Source organism: Novipirellula aureliae, assembly GCF_007860185.1.
GTDB lineage: Bacteria > Planctomycetota > Planctomycetia > Pirellulales > Pirellulaceae > Novipirellula_A > Novipirellula_A aureliae.
The window spans coordinates 14,683-40,543 of record NZ_SJPY01000004.1 but is presented as its reverse complement, the minus strand read 5'-3'; the positions used below and the strand labels follow the sequence as shown (position 1 = coordinate 40,543).

General features: G+C 52.1%; 21 protein-coding genes. 6 read left to right on the top strand and 15 right to left on the bottom strand.

The window, feature by feature from the left end:
- Position 1: 1 nt before the first annotated feature.
- From Q31b_RS12515 to Q31b_RS12505, 3 genes are read right to left on the bottom strand one after another with little or no spacing between them, the layout of a single operon-like run.
- Positions 2 to 1,183 (bottom strand): hypothetical protein, encoded by a 1,182-nt coding sequence (locus tag Q31b_RS12515; protein WP_146600046.1) that lies wholly within the window; start codon positions 1,181 to 1,183, stop codon positions 2 to 4.
- A complete protein-coding gene (locus Q31b_RS12510; protein ID WP_146600045.1) occupies positions 1,180 to 2,514 on the bottom strand; it encodes an ABC transporter ATP-binding protein in 1,335 nt (444 codons plus the stop codon). The genes Q31b_RS12515 and Q31b_RS12510 overlap by 4 nt, the downstream gene beginning before the upstream one ends.
- Positions 2,514 to 3,371: an ABC transporter permease gene (locus tag Q31b_RS12505; protein WP_146600044.1), complete on the bottom strand. Its 858-nt coding sequence runs from the start codon at positions 3,369 to 3,371 to the stop codon at positions 2,514 to 2,516. The genes Q31b_RS12510 and Q31b_RS12505 overlap by 1 nt, the downstream gene beginning before the upstream one ends.
- 516 nt (positions 3,372 to 3,887) lie before the next feature.
- Here Q31b_RS12505 and Q31b_RS12500 point away from each other — a divergent pair.
- Complete coding sequence (locus Q31b_RS12500; protein WP_231617528.1) at positions 3,888 to 5,636, top strand: hypothetical protein; 1,749 nt, start codon at positions 3,888 to 3,890, stop codon at positions 5,634 to 5,636.
- Positions 5,637 to 5,798: 162 nt separating this feature from the next.
- On the opposite strand, the gene Q31b_RS28215 is transcribed toward Q31b_RS12500, so the two are convergent.
- Entirely contained in the window at positions 5,799 to 5,948 is a 150-nt protein-coding gene (locus Q31b_RS28215; protein WP_197171444.1) for a hypothetical protein, read from the bottom strand.
- A gap of 87 nt (positions 5,949 to 6,035) precedes the next feature.
- Between Q31b_RS28215 and Q31b_RS28210 the strand changes: the two genes are divergently transcribed.
- Positions 6,036 to 6,236, top strand: coding sequence for a hypothetical protein (locus Q31b_RS28210; RefSeq protein ID WP_197171442.1), 201 nt, complete (start codon positions 6,036 to 6,038; stop codon positions 6,234 to 6,236).
- 6 nt (positions 6,237 to 6,242) lie between these two features.
- Here the strand turns inward: Q31b_RS28210 and thrC are convergent, their stop codons facing one another.
- Positions 6,243 to 7,640: a threonine synthase gene (gene thrC, locus Q31b_RS12495; protein WP_197171440.1), complete on the bottom strand. Its 1,398-nt coding sequence runs from the start codon at positions 7,638 to 7,640 to the stop codon at positions 6,243 to 6,245.
- Between the two features lie 291 nt (positions 7,641 to 7,931).
- Here thrC and Q31b_RS12490 point away from each other — a divergent pair, with 291 nt between their 5' ends.
- Positions 7,932 to 8,510: a signal peptidase II gene (locus Q31b_RS12490; RefSeq protein ID WP_146600042.1), complete on the top strand. Its 579-nt coding sequence runs from the start codon at positions 7,932 to 7,934 to the stop codon at positions 8,508 to 8,510.
- A gap of 193 nt (positions 8,511 to 8,703) precedes the next feature.
- On the opposite strand, the gene Q31b_RS12485 is transcribed toward Q31b_RS12490, so the two are convergent.
- Positions 8,704 to 9,375, bottom strand: coding sequence for a TlpA family protein disulfide reductase (locus Q31b_RS12485; protein ID WP_146600041.1), 672 nt, complete (start codon positions 9,373 to 9,375; stop codon positions 8,704 to 8,706).
- 83 nt (positions 9,376 to 9,458) lie between these two features.
- On the opposite strand from Q31b_RS12485, the gene cyaB reads away from it, so the two are divergent.
- Positions 9,459 to 10,004: a class IV adenylate cyclase gene (cyaB, locus tag Q31b_RS12480; protein WP_146600040.1), complete on the top strand. Its 546-nt coding sequence runs from the start codon at positions 9,459 to 9,461 to the stop codon at positions 10,002 to 10,004.
- 241 nt (positions 10,005 to 10,245) lie between these two features.
- Here cyaB and Q31b_RS12475 read toward each other — a convergent pair whose 3' ends face one another.
- The 3 genes from Q31b_RS12475 to Q31b_RS12465 form a co-directional block, all read right to left on the bottom strand.
- Complete coding sequence (locus Q31b_RS12475) at positions 10,246 to 11,712, bottom strand: nitronate monooxygenase (RefSeq protein ID WP_146600039.1); 1,467 nt, start codon at positions 11,710 to 11,712, stop codon at positions 10,246 to 10,248.
- A gap of 471 nt (positions 11,713 to 12,183) precedes the next feature.
- The gene (locus Q31b_RS12470; protein WP_146600038.1) at positions 12,184 to 13,236 is read right to left on the bottom strand and encodes a dihydroorotate dehydrogenase; all 1,053 of its coding nucleotides are present in this window, start codon (positions 13,234 to 13,236) and stop codon (positions 12,184 to 12,186) included.
- A gap of 418 nt (positions 13,237 to 13,654) precedes the next feature.
- A complete protein-coding gene (locus Q31b_RS12465) occupies positions 13,655 to 16,609 on the bottom strand; it encodes a zinc-dependent metalloprotease (RefSeq protein WP_197171438.1) in 2,955 nt (984 codons plus the stop codon).
- A gap of 236 nt (positions 16,610 to 16,845) precedes the next feature.
- Here Q31b_RS12465 and Q31b_RS12460 point away from each other — a divergent pair, with 236 nt between their 5' ends.
- Positions 16,846 to 17,652 (top strand): inositol monophosphatase family protein, encoded by an 807-nt coding sequence (locus tag Q31b_RS12460; RefSeq protein WP_146600037.1) that lies wholly within the window; start codon positions 16,846 to 16,848, stop codon positions 17,650 to 17,652.
- Positions 17,653 to 17,670: 18 nt separating this feature from the next.
- Here Q31b_RS12460 and Q31b_RS12455 read toward each other — a convergent pair whose 3' ends face one another.
- Together Q31b_RS12455 and Q31b_RS12450 are read right to left on the bottom strand one after the other, a co-directional pair.
- Complete coding sequence (locus Q31b_RS12455; protein WP_146600036.1) at positions 17,671 to 18,084, bottom strand: hypothetical protein; 414 nt, start codon at positions 18,082 to 18,084, stop codon at positions 17,671 to 17,673.
- A 248-nt stretch (positions 18,085 to 18,332) separates the two neighbouring features.
- Entirely contained in the window at positions 18,333 to 19,109 is a 777-nt protein-coding gene (locus Q31b_RS12450; protein ID WP_146600035.1) for an NRDE family protein, read from the bottom strand.
- A gap of 235 nt (positions 19,110 to 19,344) precedes the next feature.
- On the opposite strand from Q31b_RS12450, the gene Q31b_RS12445 reads away from it, so the two are divergent.
- Positions 19,345 to 19,599, top strand: a complete 255-nt coding sequence (locus Q31b_RS12445; protein WP_146600034.1) for a FliM/FliN family flagellar motor C-terminal domain-containing protein — start codon at positions 19,345 to 19,347, stop codon at positions 19,597 to 19,599.
- 213 nt (positions 19,600 to 19,812) lie between these two features.
- Here Q31b_RS12445 and Q31b_RS12440 read toward each other — a convergent pair whose 3' ends face one another.
- Genes Q31b_RS12440 through Q31b_RS12425 form a run of 4 tightly spaced genes read right to left on the bottom strand, consistent with a single transcriptional unit; the run spans position 19,813 to position 25,847 of the window.
- On the bottom strand, positions 19,813 to 20,712 hold the full coding sequence (locus tag Q31b_RS12440) for a DMT family transporter (RefSeq protein ID WP_146600033.1): 900 nt from the start codon (positions 20,710 to 20,712) through the stop codon (positions 19,813 to 19,815).
- A gap of 36 nt (positions 20,713 to 20,748) precedes the next feature.
- Entirely contained in the window at positions 20,749 to 21,570 is an 822-nt protein-coding gene (locus Q31b_RS12435) for an HAD-IIB family hydrolase (RefSeq protein ID WP_146600032.1), read from the bottom strand.
- A 58-nt stretch (positions 21,571 to 21,628) separates the two neighbouring features.
- The gene (locus tag Q31b_RS12430) at positions 21,629 to 23,650 is read right to left on the bottom strand and encodes an alpha-amylase family glycosyl hydrolase (protein ID WP_146600031.1); all 2,022 of its coding nucleotides are present in this window, start codon (positions 23,648 to 23,650) and stop codon (positions 21,629 to 21,631) included.
- A complete protein-coding gene (locus Q31b_RS12425) occupies positions 23,631 to 25,847 on the bottom strand; it encodes an HAD-IIB family hydrolase (RefSeq protein ID WP_146600030.1) in 2,217 nt (738 codons plus the stop codon). Before Q31b_RS12425 ends, Q31b_RS12430 begins: the two co-directional genes overlap by 20 nt.
- Between the last annotated feature and the right edge of the window lie 14 nt (positions 25,848 to 25,861).

The following is a 25,861-nucleotide window of genomic DNA, read 5'->3' as shown; positions in this document are numbered from 1 at the left end:
TTCAAACTAAAAAGTAGTATCCAGGAGAAACATGTAGGTCAAAAGTTGCCTCTTCACGCCAAAGGAAGTGTGAAGCCAAAGCGATTGAGAGTGTGCGAAACCAGGTTCCAAACAGATGAGAAACGTCCTCCTCCGTTGCCATCTGCTCATGCCCATAGCAAAACGCCGTTTGTCTCGAAAAAACAAATCCTCCATCCGCGTTCTGGTTAGCCATCGCCCAATTGAAAAAACGTTTAACGGATGTCGTCATTTCCTGCTGACGATAATCCGTTAAACGGGCGGCAGCGAGAAGCAAATGTAACGAATCAATGTCTTCACATGCCGAGGCATTACGACGAGGAGCATAACCGCCATAAACGTTTTGTGTCCGAAGAACGGAATCAATCAAACGAGAAGGATAGGGAATTTTGTTTCCGTCGTAAATCAAGAAGCTATAGTAATGGTAGGCGCACTGAACGGCTCGGGACAGCGAGTCGGGATCATCACAAGGGGATTCGATCCAAAGCCCGGTCTCGGGATTGATGCATTCAAGCAGCGTCCGATTGATGCTCTCTATCGTGGTGTCAAACGAAGTGACACCCTGGCGATCGCGACAATACTGCATCGCACAAACGACATTCATTAGTTTGTTATCTAAATCGGAGTGTTCGTCGCGGTTGATCGCATAAATGTCTGCCTCGCACACGTCGAAGTCGATAAACTCATTCAGAAATCGAAGCTCGTATTTCGGCCGACGGTCTATAGCGTCGTACGCATTGAGTGCAAGAAGCGTCAGATGACGTGCTCCCCACCAATCGCTAGAGTCGAAGTGATGATTCGAAAGAACGGGATCTTTGAATAACCCATCGTTTTTGCATTGATAGGTATCCAAAACCGTTTTCCAAGTATCTTTTTCTTGTCGGGATAGCCGGCCGATCATGCGACGGACTAAAACCGCGAACACCATGGCGTACGCATTCGACTTCGTGTTTGATAGGGAGTATCGAAAGGAGTGTTCGGTGTCCATTGCAACAGAATCGACAAACGCCGACACCGCTTGCTTAAACGCAGCAGGCTCAAACTCAAACGCTCGCTTGGTCCCCTCTGCGATGCTTTCAAGAAAGCTTTGCTCTCGCCATAATTCATTCGGTGCCGGAGATATCGAACCCGCAAACCGAGACAGGATACGCTTTACGATTTTCATTGGTCGCATTCCGAAATGTCAACGTCACACTGGAGGGCCACGATCCCGTCCTCGGCGGTCAATAGATAACCTGTATCGTAGATCTCTGCGGCCTCAATCGTAAAATCAATAGCGTGCTCTACTTTATCGATCAACTGGGACTGGTGAGATCCTATTGAGACCGTCAATAAATAGCGGCCTGGATTCAGCTTGGGTTCACACAGCCGAAAAATCACCTCCCCTTTTCGAGGCATTCGCCGAGCGGCCTCATTCGTCGTCATGTAGGTGTTAAAACCTCCCACCGTCGCTCCATCGGCTGAGGAGATAATGAAGCCAACTCCTGCAATGGGGTCAGGGATCGAATCACTATCGTATTTGACAACAATGCAAAGAATCTCGTTTTGGGGAAATCGGTCACACAGATTTCCGTCGCTGTCTTTCAACGAAACTCGCTCCATCACGGGTCTCATCTTAGAAAGCCGATTCGGATGGGCTACTAAATCAACAACCCCCGGCGTATCTCGGTGGTCTGCTGTCTGCATATATTCTCTGATCACGGCGTCTGGTGTCCCCGTACAGCCAATTTTACCCTGACGCAGCAAAACGCAACGTGTCGTCAATCTCCTTACAAGCGACATGTTGTGACTCACCAAAATCGTAGTACGCCCACTACGACGGACGTCATCAAGCTTCGATATGCACTTCTTCTGAAAGTCGATATCACCCACCGCAAGCACTTCGTCGACCACAAGCACCGCGCATTGTAGATGCGCTGCAACCGAAAATCCGAGGCGAACGGTCATCCCGCTACTGTACCGCTTCACCGGGGTGTCGATGAACGTCGAGCACCCGGAAAAATCAACGATATCATCGAGTTGTCGCGAAATCTCTTGCCGATTCATTCCGAGAATGGAACCGTTTAGATAAACGTTTTCTCGTCCCGTCAAATCAGGATGAAATCCTGTGCCGACTTCAAGCAAACTGGCTATCCTTCCACGCGTTTTGATAATACCTTCTGTAGGTGCGGTCACACGCGAAAGAAGCTTTAAGAGCGTGCTCTTTCCAGCACCGTTCTTGCCAATGATGCCAATGATCTCTCCTTGGTCTACATCAAAAGAGACGCCGCTGAGTGCCCAAACGTAATTTTTGGGTTTCCCCTTTGTGTTGTCCGCTAGCTGCGGGCCAGCGTCAATCGATCCACACTCCTTCATCGAACCCACTTTCGCTACCGGGTCGGGCTTGCCACGCAGCCTAGCCCAGGCTCGACTCAGATCCTCTGCGATCGTCCCTGAACCGACCTCACCAAGTCGGTATCGTTTGGAAACGTTTTCGAAGCGAATTGCAACTGGCATTAAACCGTATCCATAAAAGTACGTTCGACGCGGTTGAAGATGACTGTAGAAAGCAATAACACGACGAGCGTAAAGACGAGCGAATATGCCAAGTCCATGGGAGCGAATGCTCCCGCACCTAGAAATCCATGCCTCGCTGTTTCAAAAATCGGCGAGAGAGGGTTCCAAGCAAGTACCGGCTTTAGCCGCTCGGGGACTTGCGAAAGTGGGTAAATTACAGGAGTCGCGTACATGAGAAGCTGGATACCGAATTGAAGCAGGTAGCTCAAATCTCGGTACTTGGTTGTCATCGCCGAAAACAACATTCCCAACCCCAGTCCCAAAAAAGCCATCATTGCTACGAGCAGGGGAAACAGCATGATGGTGAGTTGCACCTGTGCTTTGCCTTGAAAGTAGTAGTAAACGGCGATCAAAACAAAAAGCGAGAATTGGATTGCAAAGCGGAACAGATTAGAGAGGACGATCGAAAGCGGCGTAATGATTCTAGGGAAGTAGACTTTACCGAACAGATGGGCGTTGTCGCGAAAAACAGTCGCCGTCTTGCTGAAGCACTCCGAAAAGTAGTTCCAAAAGGTTACACCGCAAAGATAAAACAGAAGTTGCGGCAATCCATCGGTTGATAGCCCTGCGATCTGACCGAAGACGACCACATAGATCAACGTGGTCATTAGAGGCTGAATGAAGAACCAAATTGGTCCCAAAATCGTCTGCTTGTAAAACGAAACGATATCACGTCGCACAAACAAATAGAGCAGGTCGCGGTATCGCCAAACGTCCCTAAGTTTTAGCGTTAGCAACGATTCTTGCGGACGAATCAGCAGATCCCAATTCTCGTCAGATTCTGGTTTGTGCTTCACCGGCTGATTAAAATAGACCGTATTGGACAAAGGACAAAGACCTGATGAAGAAGAACAGAGCTGTAACTGAAACGATAATAGAATAGCAAGATAGGAAAGTAAACAACGAGATTCGAAACAGGGACACGACCATCGCAAAGCATGGCAAATGCGAGGCGACAATCGACAGTGGCGAGATAATCCGAGGGAAGGTGAGATGCAAATCAGGGACGTCAACCGCGGCTGAATGAAGAACCCAATCAGGCCTAAAATCGCTAGGTCCCACCCGCCGTTGCTATCCGCGTCAGCAGGAGAGTCGCGAAGAGTTTTATCTGGTGTTTCAAAGCTCGCGATTCAGAAAAAAGACCTGGACGCAAATCCCCCGGTTGCCCCTCGATGCTCTGCTTTAGGAGGATGGATGGCTACAAGATAGTGATTCGCAGAAAAACGGACATCCCCAGAGGGTGAAGACCTTTATTTTGCATGATGCACGGGTATTATAAAGGAAGATTCCATCGTTCTTTTTTCTTTTCCCCATTGCTGCCTGTTTTTATGTTCTATCCGCTCAACCTCTCCCGTTTTTTCATTAGCTTGGCCGCTCGAGGTTCCGAATGCGACTTAAGTTTTTTGTCAGGACGTGTTTTGATTTTCGCTGCGGTTTTTAGCTGCATCGCAGCGTTTCCGAGCGATGAAAGTTGGGCGTACACCTCGGATGACCCGGCCGTACTAGCTCTGACGGAAAAGGGATTGGACAGCCTAAATAAGAACGTGAACGCAAAAACACATTATGAGGTCAATATTTTTCATTCGGGTGGAGCGGGCGAGAAGGCTTTAGCGGCTTACGCCTATATGAAACTTCGACATGACCCATCCAGCCCGGTCGTTCAACAGGGCCTTCGATCCGCATTGTTTATCGCCAATAGTCCGCTTAGTAGCGACCCAGGGGGTGAGCACAGCAAAACCGTTTATGCGGCTGCGGTTGCAACGCTACTGCTTGCCGAAGTGGATTCGATCAAGTACCGCACTCAGCTAAAAAAACTTGATCAGTACTTTCGAAAAGCACAATATTCAAACGGTGCCTATGGCTATCCGGGACAAAGAACGGGTGACGTGTCACAAACCCAATATGCCATCTTAGCCCTTTGGACGCTCGACAACGCTGGCATTATCATTGATTACAAAGGCGTCGCAGCAACGATCAAGTGGTTGTTAAGAGTCCAAGATCCAAGTGGTGGGTGGCCCTATCAAGCAACCGATCCCGGTAGTGGATCAAGAATCACACAGCAGAATGTTTATCTGGGAATGGCCCTAGCAGGCGGTAGCGCCGTGTTGATTGCTGCTGACATATTACAGCTCTGGGAAAAGGAAGAGAAACGGGCCGCGTTTCCTGGTTTACCGAAGGCGGTCATTCGATATGAGGAGGGAATGGAAAATTTAGCTGTCCCAAGACCCGAAATGCCGGTAGAACCGATCTTGGCTTCGATCAAAGATTGTGACAATTATATCGCGAAACACTCAAACGACAAAGTAAATTGGCCCTACTACAACATCTATACGATTGAACGTTACAACAGCTTCCGTGAAAAAGCGCTTGGCCTTGAAGCAAACATGCTAGCACCTTGGTACGACACAGGTGTTAATTACTTGAAGTCAAATCAGGCAAACGATGGCGGGTGGAACGGAACGAACCAATATGTGACCAAAAGTACGGCGGCATCATTTGCGATTTTGTTCCTGAGTCGTAGCACGCAGAAGGCGATTGAGCAGGCGGCGACGCAGTCTTTGGCGGGGGGCCGCGAACTACCCAAAGATACGACAAAGATCACGGTCGAAAAAGGGAAGATCAAGGGTAAGCCAGTGGCCCAGGAACTAGGCAACCTGCTGCAAATGCTCGAACAGGATGGGGCGAACAACATCGAAGGCAAATCGATCCCCGACAACCTAAAACTGGCCGAAGATCCTCGTGAACGAGCCACTCAACTCGATCGAATGGAGCGACTTGTTCGCGGTAGCAGGTCTTGGCAAGCTCGCCGCGTCGCGTGTCGATTGCTCGGTCAAAGTGATGACCTTGGAGTCGTTCCAACGCTGATCTACGCTCTCTCCGATCCTGATCCGATGGTCCCCCGCTATGCTCGTGACGGGCTGCGGTTTATCTCGCGTAAGTTCGAAGGGTATGGACTCAGCGACAGTCCCAACGCAGGGGAAATCGCCAATGCCCAAAAGAAATGGCGTGCCTGGTATCGCACCATGGACCCCGGCTACGTGTTCCTCGATTTCGACTTGTAGACGAATTGTCGCTCTGCTCTCCGAGCGGAGCGCGTATCGAAAGGGAACGGACTTGCCGTAGGCTGGGTAGAATGGCGTGGACTTAAGAAAAACGGAGTGAGTTTCACATGGCTGTTTTTCCTGCTTCCGTCCGGTTTGTCCGGGCGGAGCGACAGGTGGCAGCTACCATGAACGCAAAATCCCTCGCTCGCCCCACCCCCACGAATCGCCTCCGGCGATTCGTGGGGGTGGGGCGAATTTCTTTCGGCCGTGCGGTTTGTAGCCGCCACTTGTTTCCTCCGCCGAGACAAGCTCGACGGAAGGATGCTTCACGGTTCAGAATTCCTTCAGTCAACGCCATTCTAGGCTGGATACAAGTCGCGGTAGCGACCCAGAACCGGCAAGAAACCGAGAGGATGTTTGCAATACTGTTTCAGCGTCTCGGAGAGACGCTGCTACGTGTTGCAAATCCAGCGTCTCGGAGAGACGCTGCTACGTGTTGCAAACCCAGCGTCTCGGAGAGACGCTGCTACGTGTTGCAAACCCAGCGTCTCGGAGAGACGCTGCTACGTGTTGCAAATCCAGCGTCTCGGAGAGACGCTGCTACGTGTTGCGGCGTAGCCGCCACTACGAATACAACTCGATGGCTTTCATGATATCGTCGAGTTCGTTCGGGACCGCGATCGCTCGGTTGGCATGGCTCGCCTTGGTGACCCCTCGACTACCGAGCGTCTTGTTGAACAAATCTTGGTCGGTCGTGTGGTAAGCAACCGTTGCCGTCGGATCTTTCAACTCATGACCCGTCAAAATGCACACGACTCGGTCACTCGGTGCGATCACGCCTTCGCGACGCAACAGCTTTGCACCCGCCACCGATGCAGCCGATGCGGGTTCACAGCCAAAGCCTCCGGCGCCAACCTTTGCCTTGGCATCAAGGATCTCCTGGTCGCTGACTTGGCGAACCACTCCGTCCATAAACTCGAGGGCTCGCAAGCATTTCTTCAAATTGACTGGACGATTGATTTCAATGGCGCTGGCGATGGTATCGGCGCGAATCTTGTCGCGGTCCATCACATCGTTGTATTCGCGGATCGGGTCCATGTTGACATCGCCACCATTCCACCGCACCCCGCGCCGCTCGACCAACTCGTAAAGCGTATCCGCACCGCTTGCATTGATGATTGCCAATCTCGGTACCCGGTCAACCAAGCCCAATTCCTTTAGTTCCATGAACGCCTTGGCGAATGCACTGCTATTGCCCAAGTTACCGCCGGGGACAACGATCCAATCGGGAACTTCCCAGCCGAGTGACTCGAGAACCCGAAACATGATCGTCTTTTGGCCTTCCAAGCGGAATGGATTGACGCTGTTGACCAAGTAGATGCCAAGTTCCTGAGAAACTTGCCGAACTCGAATCATCGCATCGTCAAAGTCACCGGCAATTTGCACCGTGAGGGCACCGTAGTCGAGCGCTTGCGAGAGTTTGCCGTAAGAGATTTTGCCGCTGCCGATAAAGATGATCGCTTTCATCAATCGGGTGGCACTGCAGTAAAGCGCAAGCGATGCACTGGTGTTCCCCGTACTGGCGCAAGCGGCTCGCTTAGCTCCCATCATATTGGCATGGGTGACAGCGGCACACATGCCGTTATCCTTGAAGCTGCCAGACGGATTCATACCTTCATATTGCAGATGCAATTGGCCGTGATTCATTCCCACATAGTCGCCGACCGAATCGGTTTGCTGTAGCAGCGTTTGCCCTTCGCCCACGGTCACGATTTCGTCTTGCCGCGCGAACGGGAGCAACTCATGAAATCGCCACACGCCGCTAAACCGAACCGGATTGGTCCGCTGGCTCCACATCGCTTCGAAGTCGCTCATCTTGCTCGGCACCGCGGCGCGGTCCCAATCGTAAGCGATATCGAGAAGATCGCCGCATTTATCGCACGACGTACGGATCGACCGAGGTTCGTAGGTTGCCCCGCACGCTGGGTTGATGCATCGATGAAAAGCGATTTCGGTTTGCATGACTTTTGTGTGATTGGATGTCTGCAGCATAACGGTGCGGAGATATAAATAGTGTTCAAGGAAAAGCTCGTCCAGAGAAAATTAGATCGGCAGTGGACCTGTGTCTCTAAATTCTCTATGACTGAGGCCACGAAAAGTGCGGCAGACAATCATTATGGCAAAAAAAACGATTGGACAAGCTGGGCAGATTGATTTTAACGTAAAACCTGGCGAGTTCCGACTCTCGCTAAGCCCCCTTTTTGTCGTTTCAGCCAATTTAGCCGACGGCCTTCAACGGAATAACGGAAACAAATGGAACCAAACGAACGACTTCCTCCTTATCGGCTACCCCTCAACCGAGTGCTGATCTTTTTTTCACTCGCCATTTTAGGCGGTATCGCCGATCTGTGGAGCAAACAGGCCATTTTTGCTTGGCGAGGACTGCCAGGTGAAAAACCCGTTTGGTGGGTGATTGACGGCTATTTCGGGATCGAAACGGCAATTAACCTAGGGGCTGTCTTTGGAATTGGACAAGGGCAAGGAGCATTGTTTGCCACATTGTCTGTGTTTGCCGGTGTCGGCATTTTGATGTGGCTGTTCTGGTTTCGAGCTGCCGAGTCGTTGTGGCTGACGGTCGCTTTGGGGTTAATCTCCGGCGGAATTATCGGGAACTTATATGACCGGATGGGGATGTGGTGGCAAACGGGATACCCGGAGCCATGGAAAAGCGGCGTGCGAGATTGGATTTTGTGGCAAGCAAGCGAGAATTGGAAATGGCCCAACTTCAATATCGCCGACTCCTTGCTGGTGGTCGGCGCCTGCATGTTGATGATTCAATCGTTGTTTTTCGCCCCCACGAGCCCCCAGGATGGGCAAGAAGACGCGATTTAGAGTGATCCTGTGTTTTTTTGGCCACTATTCGAATGGTCAGTTCTAAAACAACAGTATATGATTGACCGAGCATTGGACCACCGCTACGGCTTGCCCCGCGACTTGCAGCGTTTCCTGCCCCGGAACGCTCCGTCGTGTGGGCAAGCTCTTGCGGCTGCAAAGGGAGCAAAGCCTTCGTTCAGGAAGCGTTGCCCTATCCCCCCAGCAATTCCTTGACGCACACTTCCATCTCATGGACAGCGTTTGCTCCGTAGCCCTGCCAAACCTCTCGAATGATCCCACTTTCATCAACCAATATCGTTGTTGGGTAGGCCATCGCAGGCTGCCCCAATCGATCCGCCGCGCTTTTGCGAGTCGCTCCATTGGGATCCGCGTACACGTGAGTCGAGGCCCCGATTTGGTTCAAGTAATCCTCTGTCTTTTCGGCCAATCCTGAAAACGTTTCATGCGATCCTGATTCACACGAAATCGACAGAAACTGAAATTTTGGATTGGAACCCAAGCTTTCCACCATCTCTGACAAATGCGGATACTCCATGCGGCAGGGACCGCACCAAGTTCCCCAGAAATGCACCAGCGCCACACAATCGCTTGGCAGTTGGTCTAGTTCCCGATTACTAATATCCATTGATCCGCCGTTCGACATCTCAATCGTCGGCGAAGTCGACAAACGGATGAGTTCGATTTTCGGAGCGGGTTTCCCAATGGCCGAATCGTCAAGGCCTTGGTTTCGACCGAAGAGCATGATCCCTAAGATCACGAGCACGGGCAAAAGCCAAATCCACCCCAACGGCCGTTCGTTCGATGGCGACTTCCCTGTCGAACGGTCGCTGCTCGGAGTTGCCAAATCTTTTTTAGAAGTCATCTTGTTCCTATTCTGTTAAAACCCTTCTCTTCTAATTGCGATTATTCGTAAAAAACCGCCATCCTTCATTGGGACAACCTATCATGTTCGAAATCGAACAAAAATTTCACCTTCCTAATCGATCGAAATTTGAAGCGAGATTGCAGTCACTAAGGGCTGAGTGTATCGGTGTCGAAAACCACTCGGACACCTACTACAATCACCCATGTCGCGATTTCGCTGAGACCAAAGAGGCTCTGCGAATTCGTCGCATCGACGGCGTGCCACACATCACTTACAAGGGGGCAAAGTATCCTGGCGATGTGAAAGCTCGACGAGAGCTCGAATGGCAACTTGCCCCTGGCGATGGCGACGGAGCACAAACCGAAGAATTGCTGGTACTGCTTGGGTTTCGTCGGGTCGCCGAGGTTAAGAAGAGACGCCAGGTTTTCAAACCAAGTGGCATCCCCCAGATGACGATCGTCATCGACGACGTCGAAAATTTAGGTCAATTCGCAGAAGTGGAGCGAGTGATCCAAGATGCGGCTGACATCGAAAATGCTCGGCACGAGGTATTGAGATACGCCGAGCAACTTGGACTTCAGGATCCAGAACCAAGAAGTTATCTGAGGATTCTACTCGAGCGGTAACGACGGGCTCACTCGTTTCCTCGGACTGACGTCCGGGGGCACAGCCAGCCATCGCTTCGCGATGAAGCCTTGAGAGGCAGTGAGTTTTGTAGCGAAACTCGCCAAGAGTATCGGCGACGGTCGAAAAGACGTCCGAAGGTCGAAACGATGATTTAGCCCGGTTTCAAAAAAAACACGGCCCCAGGGTACCCAGGACGGGCAAGTGACATCGGCAATTGCCGGCTTCTAGCCGTCGCTGCTTCTAATGAGCGGCGACGGCAGGCAGTGAAATTCCCGCCAATAGAAACTCAATGACGTCTGCAGCCGAATAGCTCGTTGCTTCGGGCGTCTTTAAGAATCGTTTAATGCTGACAACATCATTACCACAGGTCACAAGAGGTAACTCGTGCTTGCCGTTTTTACGTCTTTGGCCGAGACCGATGTTGGTTAGCAGTCCATTGCAAACACATTTGCGTCCCTGAGTATCCTCTTCATCACCACCTTTGTAGGTGAACGCGGCGATCTTTTCTGACGGGCATCGCCATCCGATGGTGCCGTCTTCTTTTTTGTAACCTTGACGCAAAAATCCAAGATCGCAAACACGAGTGCGGTTCTCGTACACGGTCTTGTCCGACATCGACCCTTCGACTTGTAGAACTTTGAAGGGGAAGCCCGTCGGCGATGCTTCGGCATCGGTTACGACGTCGGGCTCACCGTTTTTGACTAAATCGAAAACGACATCTTTGATATCGCCGCTAAAACCAGATTCCTCACAGAATGCGAAAGCTGTTCCGACTTGGACGCCAGTGGCCCCTTGATCTAAAGCCTTCGACACCTGTTCGGGCGAACCATACGATCCAGCCAACCAGAACGGGCGACCGAGGGCGGCGATGGCGGAGAGATCGACAACATCACGAACACCGTAAAGCGGCTCGCCCCGTTCATTGGTTTGCTTCGCGCCTCGTGGCGGTGCATTGTGCCCGCCTGCGGTCGGCCCCTCAACGATAAACCCGTCTACATAGCCGCTTGCCTTCTTCGCTAGCATGCTTGCCAAGGTCGCGGACGCCACAATCGCCAAAAACTTGGGCCGGCTCAACCACGGGACTTCCCCAGCAGTAAACTTGACCGGATCAAAACGAGTCACAAAATTGTCGTCACGGTCGGCACCAAGGATGTGAATTGGCAACTCGACATCCTTTCCTTCCGACAGACGGTCCAAGATGCCTGGAATTGCCTTGGGAATGCCAGCACCCATCAACACGTAATCGACACCCGCCAGCATCGCACCGTAAGCCGATGGCAAAGTGGGAAGTTGGATTTTTTCCAAGAAGTTGATTCCGACTAACCCATCGTGGCCCTCTTTTGCCAAGTAGACTTCGACGAAATTCGCAACGACGACCAATTCGAATTGCTGCTGAGTCGGTTCCATCGGAATCACCATCGTTCCGACAAGAGGTACGCCTTCAGCCTTACCGCCTTCAACATAGTACTTCTGCAAAATTCTGTCGGCCATCTCCGGATAGGGGAACTCCGCTAGGGCACGACGCATATGGCCACCTTCGTCGCCAAGCTGAAGTCGCCTCACCAAAACGGTGTCCAGGGCGGTACCCGAAACCACTCCCATTTGACCCGTTTTCGATACCGCACGCGCCAATCGCCAATCCGATACGGCGACCCCCATTCCACCTTGGATGATCGTGGGCTCAGGACGGCTTGCCGTTGATGACATCTGTTATTTCCTTTTTCAGTCGATTGCAGCTCAGAGATTCTTGCAGCAGCATGAATACTCTCTACATCGGCATTGTACAGCCATCGACCCGTTCATTGGCAGTCTGTTATGTAACCGTTCTGCAAACTTTTTGTCACAAACCTGCCTCCAGCCCCAAAGAGATCCGCTATTCGACTCAATCGACAGACTCGGTTATTGCCAGCTATTGCGGCGATGGACACGGCGGGATTCCCTCGCCCGCTTCGTTCTGGAGTCGTCGTGAACCCACGGCTGCTTGGTCACAACCAAGAATTGGAGTAAATATCTTTCGTGGCCATGGCTTCCAGCCGCAGCTTACGGGGGGCAAGATGACGGGGAGCAAGATGACGGGGGGGCAAGATGACACAGCCACTCTTCTGCCAAACGAAAAATCAAGACGTGTCAAAAAATCAAGACGTGACAAAGCACGACAGTGATTGTGGCTAGGTCGATTCACGGTGTATAAGGGTGCCCCCAGCGGTCTCCTTGCATCGCCCGTTGTCCCTTCCACTCGTTATCCGGATCATAGCGACGCGATAATGCTTGAACATAGTCCAGGCGATCCTCTTCATTGCTGAAGTACAGTGGGCGACTCGGATGGAGTTCCGCGATCGATCGCATTCGATGACGCTCCATAAAGACGATCAGCCCATCGAGCATCGTGCGAATCACGTCTGGCCCCTCGCGATAGACCGCCGATGCAACCATTGCAACGTCTGCTCCCGCTAACAGTACCTTGATCACGTCGCTAGAACGGTGAATCCCTCCGCAAGCCGCCAATGGCATGACGGGGCAAAATGAATGGACTCGCATGATCGACTCCAGCGAATTGGAGACCGAGCTAATCGGCGTGAGCGTCCATTTGTGTGTCAATTCGAAGCTATCGAGAAGAATATCGAGCTTGGGCGTGCGGCCAAACAGCACCAAGCCTTGTGCTCCATGAAGCAGACGAACCGCTAAATGACTCAAACTGGTGTATTCTCGACTCAATTGAACGTAAAGCGGAATGCCAATGCAATCACGAATCGATTTGACCGATTCCACAATCTGATCCTCGATATCTCGCGGGCAAGAAAATTCGCGAGGCGGCGGGTGATGCAAATTCAATTCGATGGCGCTGGCACCTGCCTCTTGCAACTCCATTGCAAAATCGAACCAAATACTGGGGTTTTCGCCGCAAAGATTGGCCAAAACCGGAATCGTCATCTCGCTGCTCGCTTGATGAACGAGGGCAAGATAAGATTCGGCATCTTTGATATCACTCTCGATTTGCATCCGCGAAGCTCGCTCAAGCACCCGCAGCTCACGGAGTGTCAGCATTCGACCGCGACGCTGATTCCAACGCAGAACCTGCTCTTCGAAGAGCGTTGGCAACACAATGGCACCCGCACCGGCTCGCTCAATCGCCATTCGCATCGGCTGTTGAGCCGTCAAAGGACACGCTCCGATCGCAATCGGCGACCGTAAAACCAAGCCACCATAATGGGTCGTCAGATCGATACTCATCTATACGCCTCTCCGGTGAAAGCGTTTAACGGCACCACTGCAAAAGGTTGACGGCAACCTGCTAGTACTGCGTCCATCTCAAAAATTGGGGCTGGTCGTCCACTACCCTAAACAAGACCTTGACGCACCACTAGCAGGGACAGGCCACTAGCAGGGACGGGGCACCAAGCTCCAAGCCCATTCACCGTATTGTGACACATCTCACCATCGATCGCACGCACGGAACCGAAGAAGCATAAAAAAACTCTTGAATCCAAGAGGTTCTCAATCGATTTGCTTGCGTTTGATTTCCGGGATCCTGAAAGGATCAATGGATCACCACGCTAACAACGCCTGCGTCGAAAACGCAGGCGGGAGTCTTGTATCGACGAGGTACCCAGCTAGGAGCCTGGGGCTCCGTGACCATAAGAATCTCGACTTATTGCTTCACGCCATCTGCAGATTCTTGGCCAAACATGAACATAATCGGCGTGTTGCCTTGGCCTGCCGAATTGAAACTGTAGCCCGCCTCAAGCACTCGCTTGATTCGCTCCGACGCCTCCGACAAGTGAGCTCGTGTGTAGGTGTCCATCTTGTCACCGCAACGGCCGATCGACTCGTTGATCTGCTTTTGCAGTTCCACGAGCTCAAACCGAGCCAGGTTGCTGATCGGCTTGTAAGCCGCGGTGCTGGAAGATTGCTCAAGCACCAAATCAAATAATCGCTGCATATGCTCACGCTGCAAGTTGCGGCGAAGCGAGCTAATCATGGGCTCGCGATCGTTTCGGTTCTCGGGGCATTCCAAGCTCAGTTCGCTCCATACCGCCGTCCCCACGGTGTCGAGCAATTCGGGTAGCGTCAACGCATCCTCCTCGACGGGAAGCCGCATCTCGTTGTCGTAGACCCGGCGAAGCGTCGTCGGATTCATCAGTAGCGTCAATGCCGATGCTTGAGTGTTCAAGATACGATCGTGAATGGGCCAGGTCGCTTCGCTGGTTATTGCCGCTTGATAGCCGCGGTCAAGCCACTTATCGACGCTCATTCGCTCAAGTAACGCTGCGTTCAATCCAAACGCTTCGTCGTAAAAACTGGTGTCGATGACAAACTTTAACGCTTCGCGTTGATCTTTCGCAGGCACCACTTCTACGGGAGGACGGTTTCCAGGATCGCCTTTTTTGTCACGATAGACAAATGCACCGCCGATCCAATTCGCCATCATACTGACGTTCTTGGTCTGCATGGCCAATGTCAATTCGTAACCACGACGCGCCTTGCCCCAACTGTCTCCTTCGTCGACAAATCGATCAAGCAAATTTTCGCGGTAGAGCTTGACAAGCTTCATTTGCTCGGTTGCATACGACAAGGGGTCCGCAGCAAAGTCGTACCGTCGTGCCAGCGGGTCGGGTCCGGTGGTATCCTCGTCGGTTGCATATTGCAGTTCAGGTTCACTGCATCGCTTCAGAATGTCCTCAAGTTTTTTTTCGTCAAACGTGTAACCATACTCAATCGCCCAATAATCATAGGGTCCGATGTCGATCATCCCATAATCGCCTTGGACCTCACCCGAGTCAAAGCGATAGTTGATGGGCGCATAATCCATGATCGAAGAAGCAAAGGTCTTTTTCCCCTTAATCTTTTCGCTATTGATCTCATCAAGTGTGTACAAAGCCGAGCCTTTGAAGTTGTGACGAAGCCCAAGCGTGTGCCCGACCTCGTGAGCGACAAGGTCAGCCAACAACGGGCCAACGAACCATTCCGGCATGCCATCTAACAACTCTTCATCGGCCTCCTTTTCTTTTCCCTTCTTCTCGTCTTCCTTGTCCTCTTTTGCTACTTTTTCCTTGTCGTCCTCCGCATCCTCTGCGTCCTCTTTCTTTTTATCGTCCTTGGACGTCGCTTTTGCCGAGTCATTGTCGTCCAAGAGGGCGAGGCTCCAATTCATTCGGGCAATTGCCAGATCGAGGTGCTTGCCAGTCGCAGCCATGCAAAGACCATTCTTTTGGCTGATCGCCCCGAACAGGCCATCGTATTCCTGGTCGCCCAGCAAGGATGGATCGGCTTGAGCCATCGAGAAGCCTGCCATCGGCAAATTTGCGTCACGGGCGAATTGCATTTGCAGTTGCGCGACACGATCCGCTGGAGCATAGCGGATGCGGGGGTCCCAGTTAGGATGTTTTGCCAACCATGCCAACATTTCTGGACTCGCTCCTTCCATCGCCAACTTGGGCATCAATTCGTGGTAATTGAAGTTAAAGTGACGAATCCAACCATCGGTCAAGATGATATCAGCATCAAGGATTTCTCCCGTTTCCGGATGCACGCGGCTAGGTCCGATCGCGGTGCCGACGTCATTGTTTAGCCAACGAATGAAATTGTAGCGAACATCTTCGGGATCTTTCTCCATGTGAGCACCGCTTTGAGCATCCTGGTACTCGATCACAATCGCATCGACCAAACCAACTTTTTCAAAAGCTTTGTTCCAATAGTCGACCCCGTTCTTGATCCAACGTCGATAACGAACAGGTGTGGTATGCTCGACATAAAAACGAATCGGCTGCTTCGGTGGACTTAGCTTTAGTTTTGCATCCCGTTTTTGTAGGTTCCAACGGTTGATGTAACGGACGCGAGTGTCATCGTCTTCGTACTTACTGAGATCAGCAAACGAGGTCACGAAGTAACCGATCCGTTCGTCAGCAACGCGCGCCTTGAACCCGTTTCGAGAGGAGGGCACTTCACTGAAGGAATAGTGAATCGATTGCAGCTTTCCACCGCTACCGACAATCTCGAAAGCAATCTCGACGTTTTCAGGAAAGACTTTTGCGGAATCAATCTTCTGAATGCGTGGATTCGTGATGCGAACGGAGGGGCCGAAGAAACGGGTAGCATTGCCGATCAGCAGTGCGTCTAAATCGATTACCGGGCCTCCGTTGGGACCGATCGCCAAGATTGGCAAATCGAGCAACACTTGATCGGTAAACAATCGCTTCACCGATGCTTTCGATTCGGCATCACCCGTTGCTCGGATTGCCAAGTTCGGCGAGATCACGGCTAACCGATCACCATAACGACGCCATTGAATTACCCAATCCCCCGATTGAAGGCCCGCGTAAGCGTCGCCGCTACCGACCGTCAATGCGAGGAAGTAGTTTTTGCCTGCGAAGTTCTTCGGCAACTCTCCAATCAGCTGGGCTTCCTTTTCTTTCTGCCATACGTTGAACAGACCTTTGTCTTTTTGCTGGTCCGATACAGCAATCGGCGTGAACCCTTCCGATACCTTGTCGAAAGATGGCAAGTCAGCGTAACCTGGGGTCGACAAACCAACCATCATGACGAAGCTGGCCACCGAAAGCGTGGCTGGTAAGAGCGATTTCGCAAACAATTTGATGCGTTTCATTCAAGTAACTCGAGTTGTTTTTAGATTTTTGTGGGCAGGACCGCAGGGAGGGCTTTCAGCGAAGACGAAAACCTAGTGTTTACTAGGATAGCTCAACACTAGAGGACTGGTATAGTTTACGCAGACCAGTCAGTCGATGGTTCAACGATCTACCATAACCAGGTCGATTTTATCCTGCGAATCGTTACACGTCATCCATTTGTTTGCACATTCGACAAGATTTCCCTGTCTCTTTCATGCTTGACCCCGCCTCCCTACTGCAAACCGCCACACATGCTGCCCGGCTCGGCGGCGATGTATTAATGCGTTATTACCTCGATGGGGTCGAAATCCGCAACAAGTCGGCCGCAGGCGGTAAGTCCTACGACCTCGTCAGCGATGCGGACATTGAGAGCGAAGCTGCCATCGCCAACTTCCTGCGGTCGGTCTATCCCGACCACGAACTGCTGGGCGAAGAATCGTTATCGAATAACCGTACCGACGCGGAGCACCTTTGGATTATCGATCCGCTCGATGGGACAAACAATTTTGCTCACCAGATGCCCCAATTCGCCGTTTCGATTGCCTATTACCACGAGGGTCATCCCGTCGCCTCGGTCGTTTTGAATCCAGCTCGCGACGATTGGTTCACAGCAACTCGGGGGGGCGGCGCCTTCCATAACTCTCGAAAAGTGTCTGTTTCCGACGCCGATTCGCTTAGCCAATCTTTGCTTGGATGCGGTTTTTACTACGACCGCGGCCCCATGATGCGCAACACCTTAGCGGCGATCGATGACTTCTTTAGCCGCGATATCCACGGAATTCGTCGTTTCGGCGCCGCTGCGATCGACCTATGCTACATCGGCTGCGGCCAATTCGACGGCTTTTTCGAATTCAAGTTAGCACCCTGGGATTTTGCTGCCGGGCGATTATTCGTCGAAGAAGCTGGCGGGAAGATAACCGACGCGAAAGGCGATGAACTGAAAATCAATCCCTCGAGCGTTGTCGCCAGCAATGGAAAATTGCACGCGTCGATGATCGAAATCACCTCGCAGCGAGCGTGAGGCGATTAACAGACGTGGCTACAAACCACCGCCAAAAACAGGACGCGTGGGGATGGGATGGAAACGAGGCCACGGAACTTCCGGTGGCTTCGGTACCCCTTGCGAATCGACGGACGTGTCAAACGGATCCACCTCTAGCGGACCACCAAAAGACTCTTGGCAAGCCGAGTCAAATGAAGTGTCCGTCCACGGTTCACTGACTTCTGGCACTGACTCACAGCCGCCCGCTTCCCAACGATCCGACATTTCGTGCGGATGAGTCCTATGCGGCATCGAGTCCTTTCGGTCCCATGAACCGAACAAGCCTCCGCCATCGGTAGGATCATCACGCCGCTCGCTCGGGATATTCATCGCGACACATCCGCTGTGTACCATCAATAGAAAGGCGCTCAGGGTTAATGCGATCGAAGGCGTTAGGTGGCGGCGATTCATATCCAGAAGAAAAAGTCGAGGTGTCCCCCCCTCGAACGACAATACGCTCTAGGTAGTATCGACCCGACCTACCGCTATCTTTAGCGCAATCCGCAAAACCGGATTGCTCGATTATTATTACCTGGCGACTATTGCCTGGCGACGTTTTGAGCGTAGCCGAGCGCTTTGTCGCCGTTTGAATTCAGGCTTGCAAAAGAGTGGCCGGGGCACCTAGCCCCAGCAAGCTGCGGCGGGAAGCCACAGCCACTTTATGAAGTCTTGGCCTTGGTTCGCGCTTCACGCAGACCACGACTGAGGATGTCTCTCAGCATCGGAGAATAGTCTTCATACTTCGCCTGGTCCGGTGCACCGTTACTGAATTGGTAAATTGCATCGCGTGGCTTCACGCCCAAAGCAATCAACGAACTGCAAACGGTTCCGTAATCGGCGTTGCGAACCACCATACTCGGGCGTCCTGGGCCGACCGGAGCACGAGCAAACACCTTGCTAGCAACCGCCAAGAATTTGACGGGAGAATCGAGTGTTTGCAGCGTCAGTAAACGCCGCGCCATGCGAACACGCTGATCTTCGGGATCGTTCAAATTGCGAGCACCGATGATGTTCAAGCCATCTTCGAGTTCGACGACCTCTTGACGCTCATCGGCGTGTATTGCATAACCATTGCTAGCGTCCGCGATGATGATGTTACAACCTTCGTACCGGGTCTTCGCAAACTCCGCATGGGCTTTGTCGAGGGCCTTCGCAGCCGAAGTGCACCGCAGAAGATCGAGTGCTAGCGAGCCTCGCGAACGCTGCCCGAATAGCGGCATTGTGGTAGCCCGGTTGCAAAGTCCGACAAATACGCCATTCTGGTTAACGCCTAACCAAGTTCCGCCAGCTTTCTGGTCAATACCACAAAGAACTCGCGGTTTCCCGGATTGAATCGAAGGCGTTAAACCTGGACGATTGTAGTATTCTTCACGATTGGCAGCGACCAAAATGGGACTTTCGGGAACCAAGCGATACTGAACAGCCAATAAGCACATTTCGCGGCTTTCTTTTCAAAGATCAGTTGAGTGTAATTTCCAACAAGCAGTAATGTATCTACGCCGCGACTCCTACCACACCCTCTTTCGGGGGGAATGGTAAAAAAATCGAGGAATTAACGGGCGATTCGATACCTTGACGCAATTCTAGGCAAGATTTGCCGGTTTTCAGGACGATAGATTCGTTAAACGCAACGTTTTTTCTATCCGCCGATCGTATGGAAACGTAAAACTGATGGACGCAGGTTCACAACCGGGATTCTCTCAAGCTGTTCTTGACATCCAAACAACCGCAAGCGTGGTTTTGGCCCAGCAGCAAATCTCTCTTAGTCGGATCGTCAATTTGGTGCCTGGTTCAATGCTAACCTTTGATGCTCACTGCGATGAACCACTCACCCTCGAAGTCGGTGGCCACCCGATTGCCTTGGGGGAAACGGTCAAGATCGGAGATAAATTCGGTCTAAGGATCCGTGAAGTCATTGCGGAGTGATGATGCTCTGCAAAATTCGCTGGATCCGAGGCCCCTTTTCCAGAAAAAATTTCCCGGCATACGAGCGCTTTGCCACCGCTTGATTTTAGGCTTTTAAAAAGAGTGGCTGGGGCATCTTGCCCCCGTCCGCTGCTGCGGGTAGCCACAGCCACGAAAGATGTTTGCCCTCACTCTCTCCGTTGTGAGAAAGCACTCGTTCTAATTGCCCATGACCTAATTGACTGCGACCGGTTTTCGCCGTGATAACGTCGTGTGGTGCAATACCAAAACACCGATCGCAATCGCCCCGACATAAAAGCTTGTTCCTAATGACCGGTGGTCGGCGAACAAGAGAGCCCCCATCGCCATCCCGTAGACGGGCTCCAAGTTGTTGGCAAAGTTGATCGTAAAGACGCTCAACCGCTTGAGTAGTTCCACATATTCGCTGAAGGCGTAAACGGTGCAAACGACCGACAACAGGACCAAGTAGGCAAAATCCGTCAGGCTTGGTTGCAAATCGAGCCCCCGGCCATCGCTTAGCCAAAAAGCGGAGATCGGCAAACACAACGCGCAAAAAAGTGCAGCTCCTGCCATCTCATAAAATGCGATCACTCGGTGCCTGACTCGCTGGGCGAAGGGGCTGTTAAGAATCGAAAACACAGCAGCCACCAACGCGGAGAAAATCGCGACGGCAAAGCCGACCCAATGCTCCAGCTCACTTTGCACGATCATGGCGACCGCCAAGATGACCGCAAAACCGAACAGCAAATCGCCGCGCCGGAATCTTGTATTTGGCAACATCAATGGCTCCAAAATTGCGGTCCATAGCGAGATCGTCGCCATGCCTACCATGCAAACGGATACGTTGGCGATCTTGACCGCCAAGAAAAACAGCACCCAATGCAGGCCGATCAAACAGCCCACCGCCAAGAGTTGAAGCCTATCGCGACCTGCGATCAACACGCGCTGACGCAAAATGATCCCAAGCGTAAGCGAAGCAATCACGCAGCGATACAGAACCAACTCGATTGCCGGCAGATCAATCAGCTCACCTAACACGCTGGTGAAGCCCCACATAAACACAATGAAGTGCAGCTTCAAGTAATCGCGTGTGGTTGCAGGCGAATCCTCCATTTGAATCGAATCAATTTCGTTGAGAGTTGGCTCGTTTTACCGATGGTTCATGACTTGAATCCCTTCGAGCACACCGCTGGTGGCTTTCTGGGTGGCGATATACAGCCGGTTTCCCCATTTCGCATCGTCGTGTGCGGAGCGAGCTTTCGCCTTCACCTCGTCTGACGCGTTCTCCACCACAATCGCCCGGTACCCTGCCGTTAAAGCTGCCAGGTCATTGCCGGAATCGCCAGCGAAGACGATCGCTTGTTGATCGACCTTCCCATATCGACTCCACCAATGCAATGCGAACGCTTTCGAAACACCAGCCGGCAACAGGTCGACCAGTCCATCGCCATTGAACGGGTCGACGCTAATGATCGATGAATAAGGTGCCGCCAATCGATCGAGCACCCTATGCACCCCGTCGGCAACCTGTGGCAGATTTTCTGCGTCTGCATAATAGCTGAGCTTAAACGGCCCTTGTTTTTCCGCTTCTTGTTTGCGAATGCCAACGACGGACTCAAGCTCGCCAGACAATTCATCAACCGGCAAGCCTCGAGTGATTTGGGCGAGTTCCGCTTGATAGGCTTCGAGAACTTCCATCATGGAATTGCTTTGGCGGTGCATGATGGTTGTGCCTACGTCGCAAATGATCCAATCGGGTGATGGCAGCTTATTTTCCGCGATTGCATTTTGGACCGATGCAAAATGCCGCCCTGTGACGAAGACCAACTCGATTTCATTTTCTTTCAAGAACTGCTGAAGTTCGACAAGATCCGCCTGGTTCTGAGCATTGCCTGCGAGCGGAATCAACGTTCCATCCAAATCGGTCGCCAAAACCTTTACGTTGGTCGTCAGTTTTTCGCTATGATTCACTCTATCGTCCTAAAAACTCAAAAAGGGGGTCAGACCCCTTTTCGGATCCTAAACCCCGTTAAATTCGTTGCAGCCACAAAAATTGGTATGCACCTAACTCGATCGGCTCGCTGGTTCCGTATTGTTTGTCGGTCAACGCATCCTTGAAAAAGCGTCCTAGCCCGACGGTTCGCAATCGGTTGCCATCGAACGATTGTGGGGAATCGTCAAAATTGGCCATGACAATCAGGCGGTGGCTATCGACGATGCGAATGAAGCTCAGCAAATGTGGATTGCCGGTGTTTACCAATTCCATTTGTTGACCCGCAAACGCGTGCATATTTTTTCGAACGGCAATCAATTTTTGCAGCGACCGGAAAATACGGCGTCGTATCGATCCGCCCTCCGGTCCGATCGTATCATCAAGCTCCTGCAAAAACTCCCACTTCATTTTTGGACGATGGATCCAACGCGTGTCGCCTGCCTTGGCAGGGTCTTTGACGAAATCGTAATCGTTTAGCATTCCCCATTCTTCGCCCAGGTAGAGTAGTGGAATGCCGCCTATACTTAGCGTGATCGCTTCGAGCAGAAGCATACGGCGAATGGCGAGCTCCTTTCCTTCCTCACTCCCCTCTTCGATCGCGAGTTCCAAACCCGCGAGCGACGCCAGCGTGCCTGCGATACGCATATCGCCGGTTGCCAAATTCTCTTGAAACGGCACCCCTCGTGCGAATGACCCTTCGAATTGACCGGTATAAAATCGATTCAAGAATTGTCGGTGATCGTAAGCATTGATGCCGAGCGCAGCGGCATCGGCATCATCGAACGTCCACCCAATATCGTCGTGACAGCGAAGATAATTTACCCAAGCGGTGTGGGGCGGTAATTTGTGGCGATGGCTGAGTGAACGGGTCAGAAGTCTGACATTGCGCGTTGCCAACGATTCCCACAGCAACGCCATCAACGTCGGATTGTACGAGATCTGACACTCGCGTGGGCTGATGTATTTCACAACATCGTCTGGATGCACAATCGCTTCGGACTTGAACAACAAACTTGGGGTTGCGATTCGCGTGAGTCGATTGAAGGCTTGGATCAGCTTATGGGCTTCTGGCAAATTTTCGCAGCTTGTCCCCATTTGTTTCCAAATGAAGGCGACGGCGTCGAGCCTCAAAATATCGACACCTGTACTGGCGATAAAGAACATCTCTTCCGCCATCGCTCGAAAAACCGCCGGGTTGGTGTAGTTCAAATCCCACTGGAAATTATTGAACGTTGTCCAAACCCACTGCTGCATCCCGTCGTGCCAGGTGAAATTGCCCCGTCGGACGGTAGGAAAAATCTCGCGGAGCGTTTGTTCGTATTGATCCGGTTTTTCACGATCGGGAAAGATGTAGTAGAACTTCTGGTATTCCATGTCCCCCGATTGAGCCAACTTAGCCCAATCGTGATCGTCAGAGGTATGGTTGAAGACGAAGTCTAAAACCAACAAGATACCTGCTTCACGAAGCTTTTCAGACAAATTCCGCAGGTCTTCGATTGTACCAAGCCGGGGGTCGATCGAGCGATAGTTGCTGATCGCGTAGCCGCCATCGTTGTCGCCTGGGCGCACGGCGAACAAAGGCATGAGGTGCAAATAGGTAAGCCCCAGCTCTTTGAAGTAGCCGATGGAATCACTCAGTTTGCCGAGATTGTCGCTAAACAAGTCGACATACAACGCACCGCCGACAATCTTTTCCGAGGCGAACCAATCGGGATCGTTTGCACGGCGGTGATCCAAGCTGCGCAGGCCGGGTGGACGTTTGACCCAAGCGTCAATCGCCGTCACCATGATTTGCTCTAAATGGTAAAAGAAATCGTAGCGGGTCCCGTACAAGTCGAACAACAGCGAAAACAAGTCGACCCAATGTTCTTCAAGGCGAACCTCAAACTCGTGCTGGACCTCGTCGCTTACGTCATAACCTTCGGCGACACGCATTTCAAAGTGAGCTTGCAATCGAGGCGCAAGCCGCTTGAGTGACAGCTCGGCCTGGTAGACTCGCTCGCGTTGTTCGGCGTTGAGACTGCCGTTGCGAAGACTACTAAGGTTCGATCTGATCATTGGGGATGGTGATGTTGTCTAAGAAGTTGTAATAGTTAATGCCTTCGAGGATGCCGCGAGCATGCGGTTGTTCCGCAAAATAAATACGTGGCAAATTCCGAAGGCGTTCGAGTTCAGGACTGTAGTTGCCGACAACCACACCGAGCGTCCGCCCAAGCAACATCCCCGCGTCGTTCCCGCTATCGCCAGCGACCAGGACATGTTCGGACGAAAAGCCCCATTTGTACATCAAATGGCGAATCGCCATCTCGCTGCCACCGCGTACCGGAATGATGTCTAAATACATTCCTAGCGATAAAATAACCTTAGCACGAATTCCAGCCTCTCGGAGGATTTTCTTGATTTCTGTCGTCCCTGGAGCAAGCGATGTGTCGATCTCATAGCTAATTTTGAACTCCGATTGATGGGTGTCATCCTGCAAAAAGAATCCTGGCAAGTGATCAAGGGATTCATGGATCGCGTCCGGCTTCCATGCGTAGCCGATCTGCTTGCGCCAACTTCGGTCGGGGGTCAGTTTATCTCCGTAATGGAGCAGTGTCCCCGCGTCGGTGTCGATCACGTCGGGACGCCTTAACCCAAGATCGCCGATTAATTCCAACGCGCTATCAAGCCGGCGGCCGGTCGCAATCGCAAAACCAATATGCTCGTGTTGGTCCAGAATCGAGGCGAATTCGGCAAGCGCATCCGGATCGCCCGTCAGGGTATTGTCCAAGTCCGTGACGATCAATCGGTCGAATTCCGGTAGCCGCCTCGCCCGTGGCGAGCTGACCAATGCTGGAACCGACGAATGCTCCAAAATATCATCCAAGTCACGCAGGTATCGCTTTGCATGATTGCTCCACGAATAGTGTTTGCGAGTGCCATGGATGCCCGCTTCGGACCATTTCTTCCATGACTCGGGTTCCGACAAAACCCGAAGCAACGCCTTTTCGATCATTTCATTGTCGAGTGGATCGATCAGCAATCCATTGTCGCAGTTCGCGATGATGTCTCGTGGTCCACCATCGTTGGTTGCCACAATCGGCAATCCTGTCGCACCGGCTTCCAGCAGCGTCAATCCAAACGGCTCGGTGAGTGCGGGATTGATGAACACACCTTTGCCCTTGGTTGCCATTCGATACAACTCGGGCACGTCGCTCGGGGTATGCGTTTTTGGGTAAGCTACTTTTCCGTACAAGTTGTACTTGTCGATCATTCGCAAAATCTGATCGATGATTCGTTGCTGAGGCCGCGGCAGATCGCTCATGTCATCGCGCGTGCCCATGATTAGCACTAGGTTGGCCAGCTTTTGTAGCTGTTCGCTGGTACCGTAAACCTCGACCAATTTACTGAGATTCTTTCGCTCGTCTGGACGAGCCATCGTCAAGATCATCGGCTTGTCAGGATCTCGCAAAAACGGATCGAGCGAATCCGCGAATGCCGGTCGCTGCCAATCGTCACCAGCGGGCGAAAATCGTGACAAGTCGACGCCCGGCGGAATGACCTCCATGCGAGCAGGAACATAATGGTCGTACAACTCGTATTGCTGCTCGACTTCTTGCGACGTGCTTGTCACCACCATGGAGGCGGTTTCGAGTGCGATCTCTTCTGCCTCGGTTCTCAACTCGAACTTATAGCGGCGATCGAGTGACTCGATATTCTTCTTCGCTGCGGTCAAACGCTGTCGCTTGACTCTCCCCAACGAGTGCCCGGTAAAGATAAAGGGGACATGCAACAAACGAGACAGTTGTGCGCCAGCCAAACCGGCGTCCGCGTAATGACCGTGAATAATATCGGGAATGCCAGTACGACGAAAATGGACGAGCACTTGGTCAATGAACAAGTCGATGTATGGCCAAAACGCTTCTTTTTTTAGATACCGCTTGGGACCGAAAGGAATACGAACAATTTTCGCATTCTCGGCAATCGGCTCCTCAAGCTTGGCATAGTCGTCAGAGATCTTGGGATCAAAGATCTGCCGCGTGAGAAGCTCCACCTCTCGCACCTGAGGCTGAGACGCTAGCTCTTTGGCCAGTTCAAGGACATACGTGATCTGTCCGCCCGTGTCACTGTCACGGCCCAATTCGGGCTCTTTCGCGCGGATCAGACCGTGCAAACTGATCAGAGTGATCTTGAGCCCTTCGTCACGCTCAAGGATCCGAAAAGACTTTCTCTTCGATGGCTCAGGGGGCCCCGGTTTCGTTCCAATCGTCGTCATGCCATTTCTCGTTG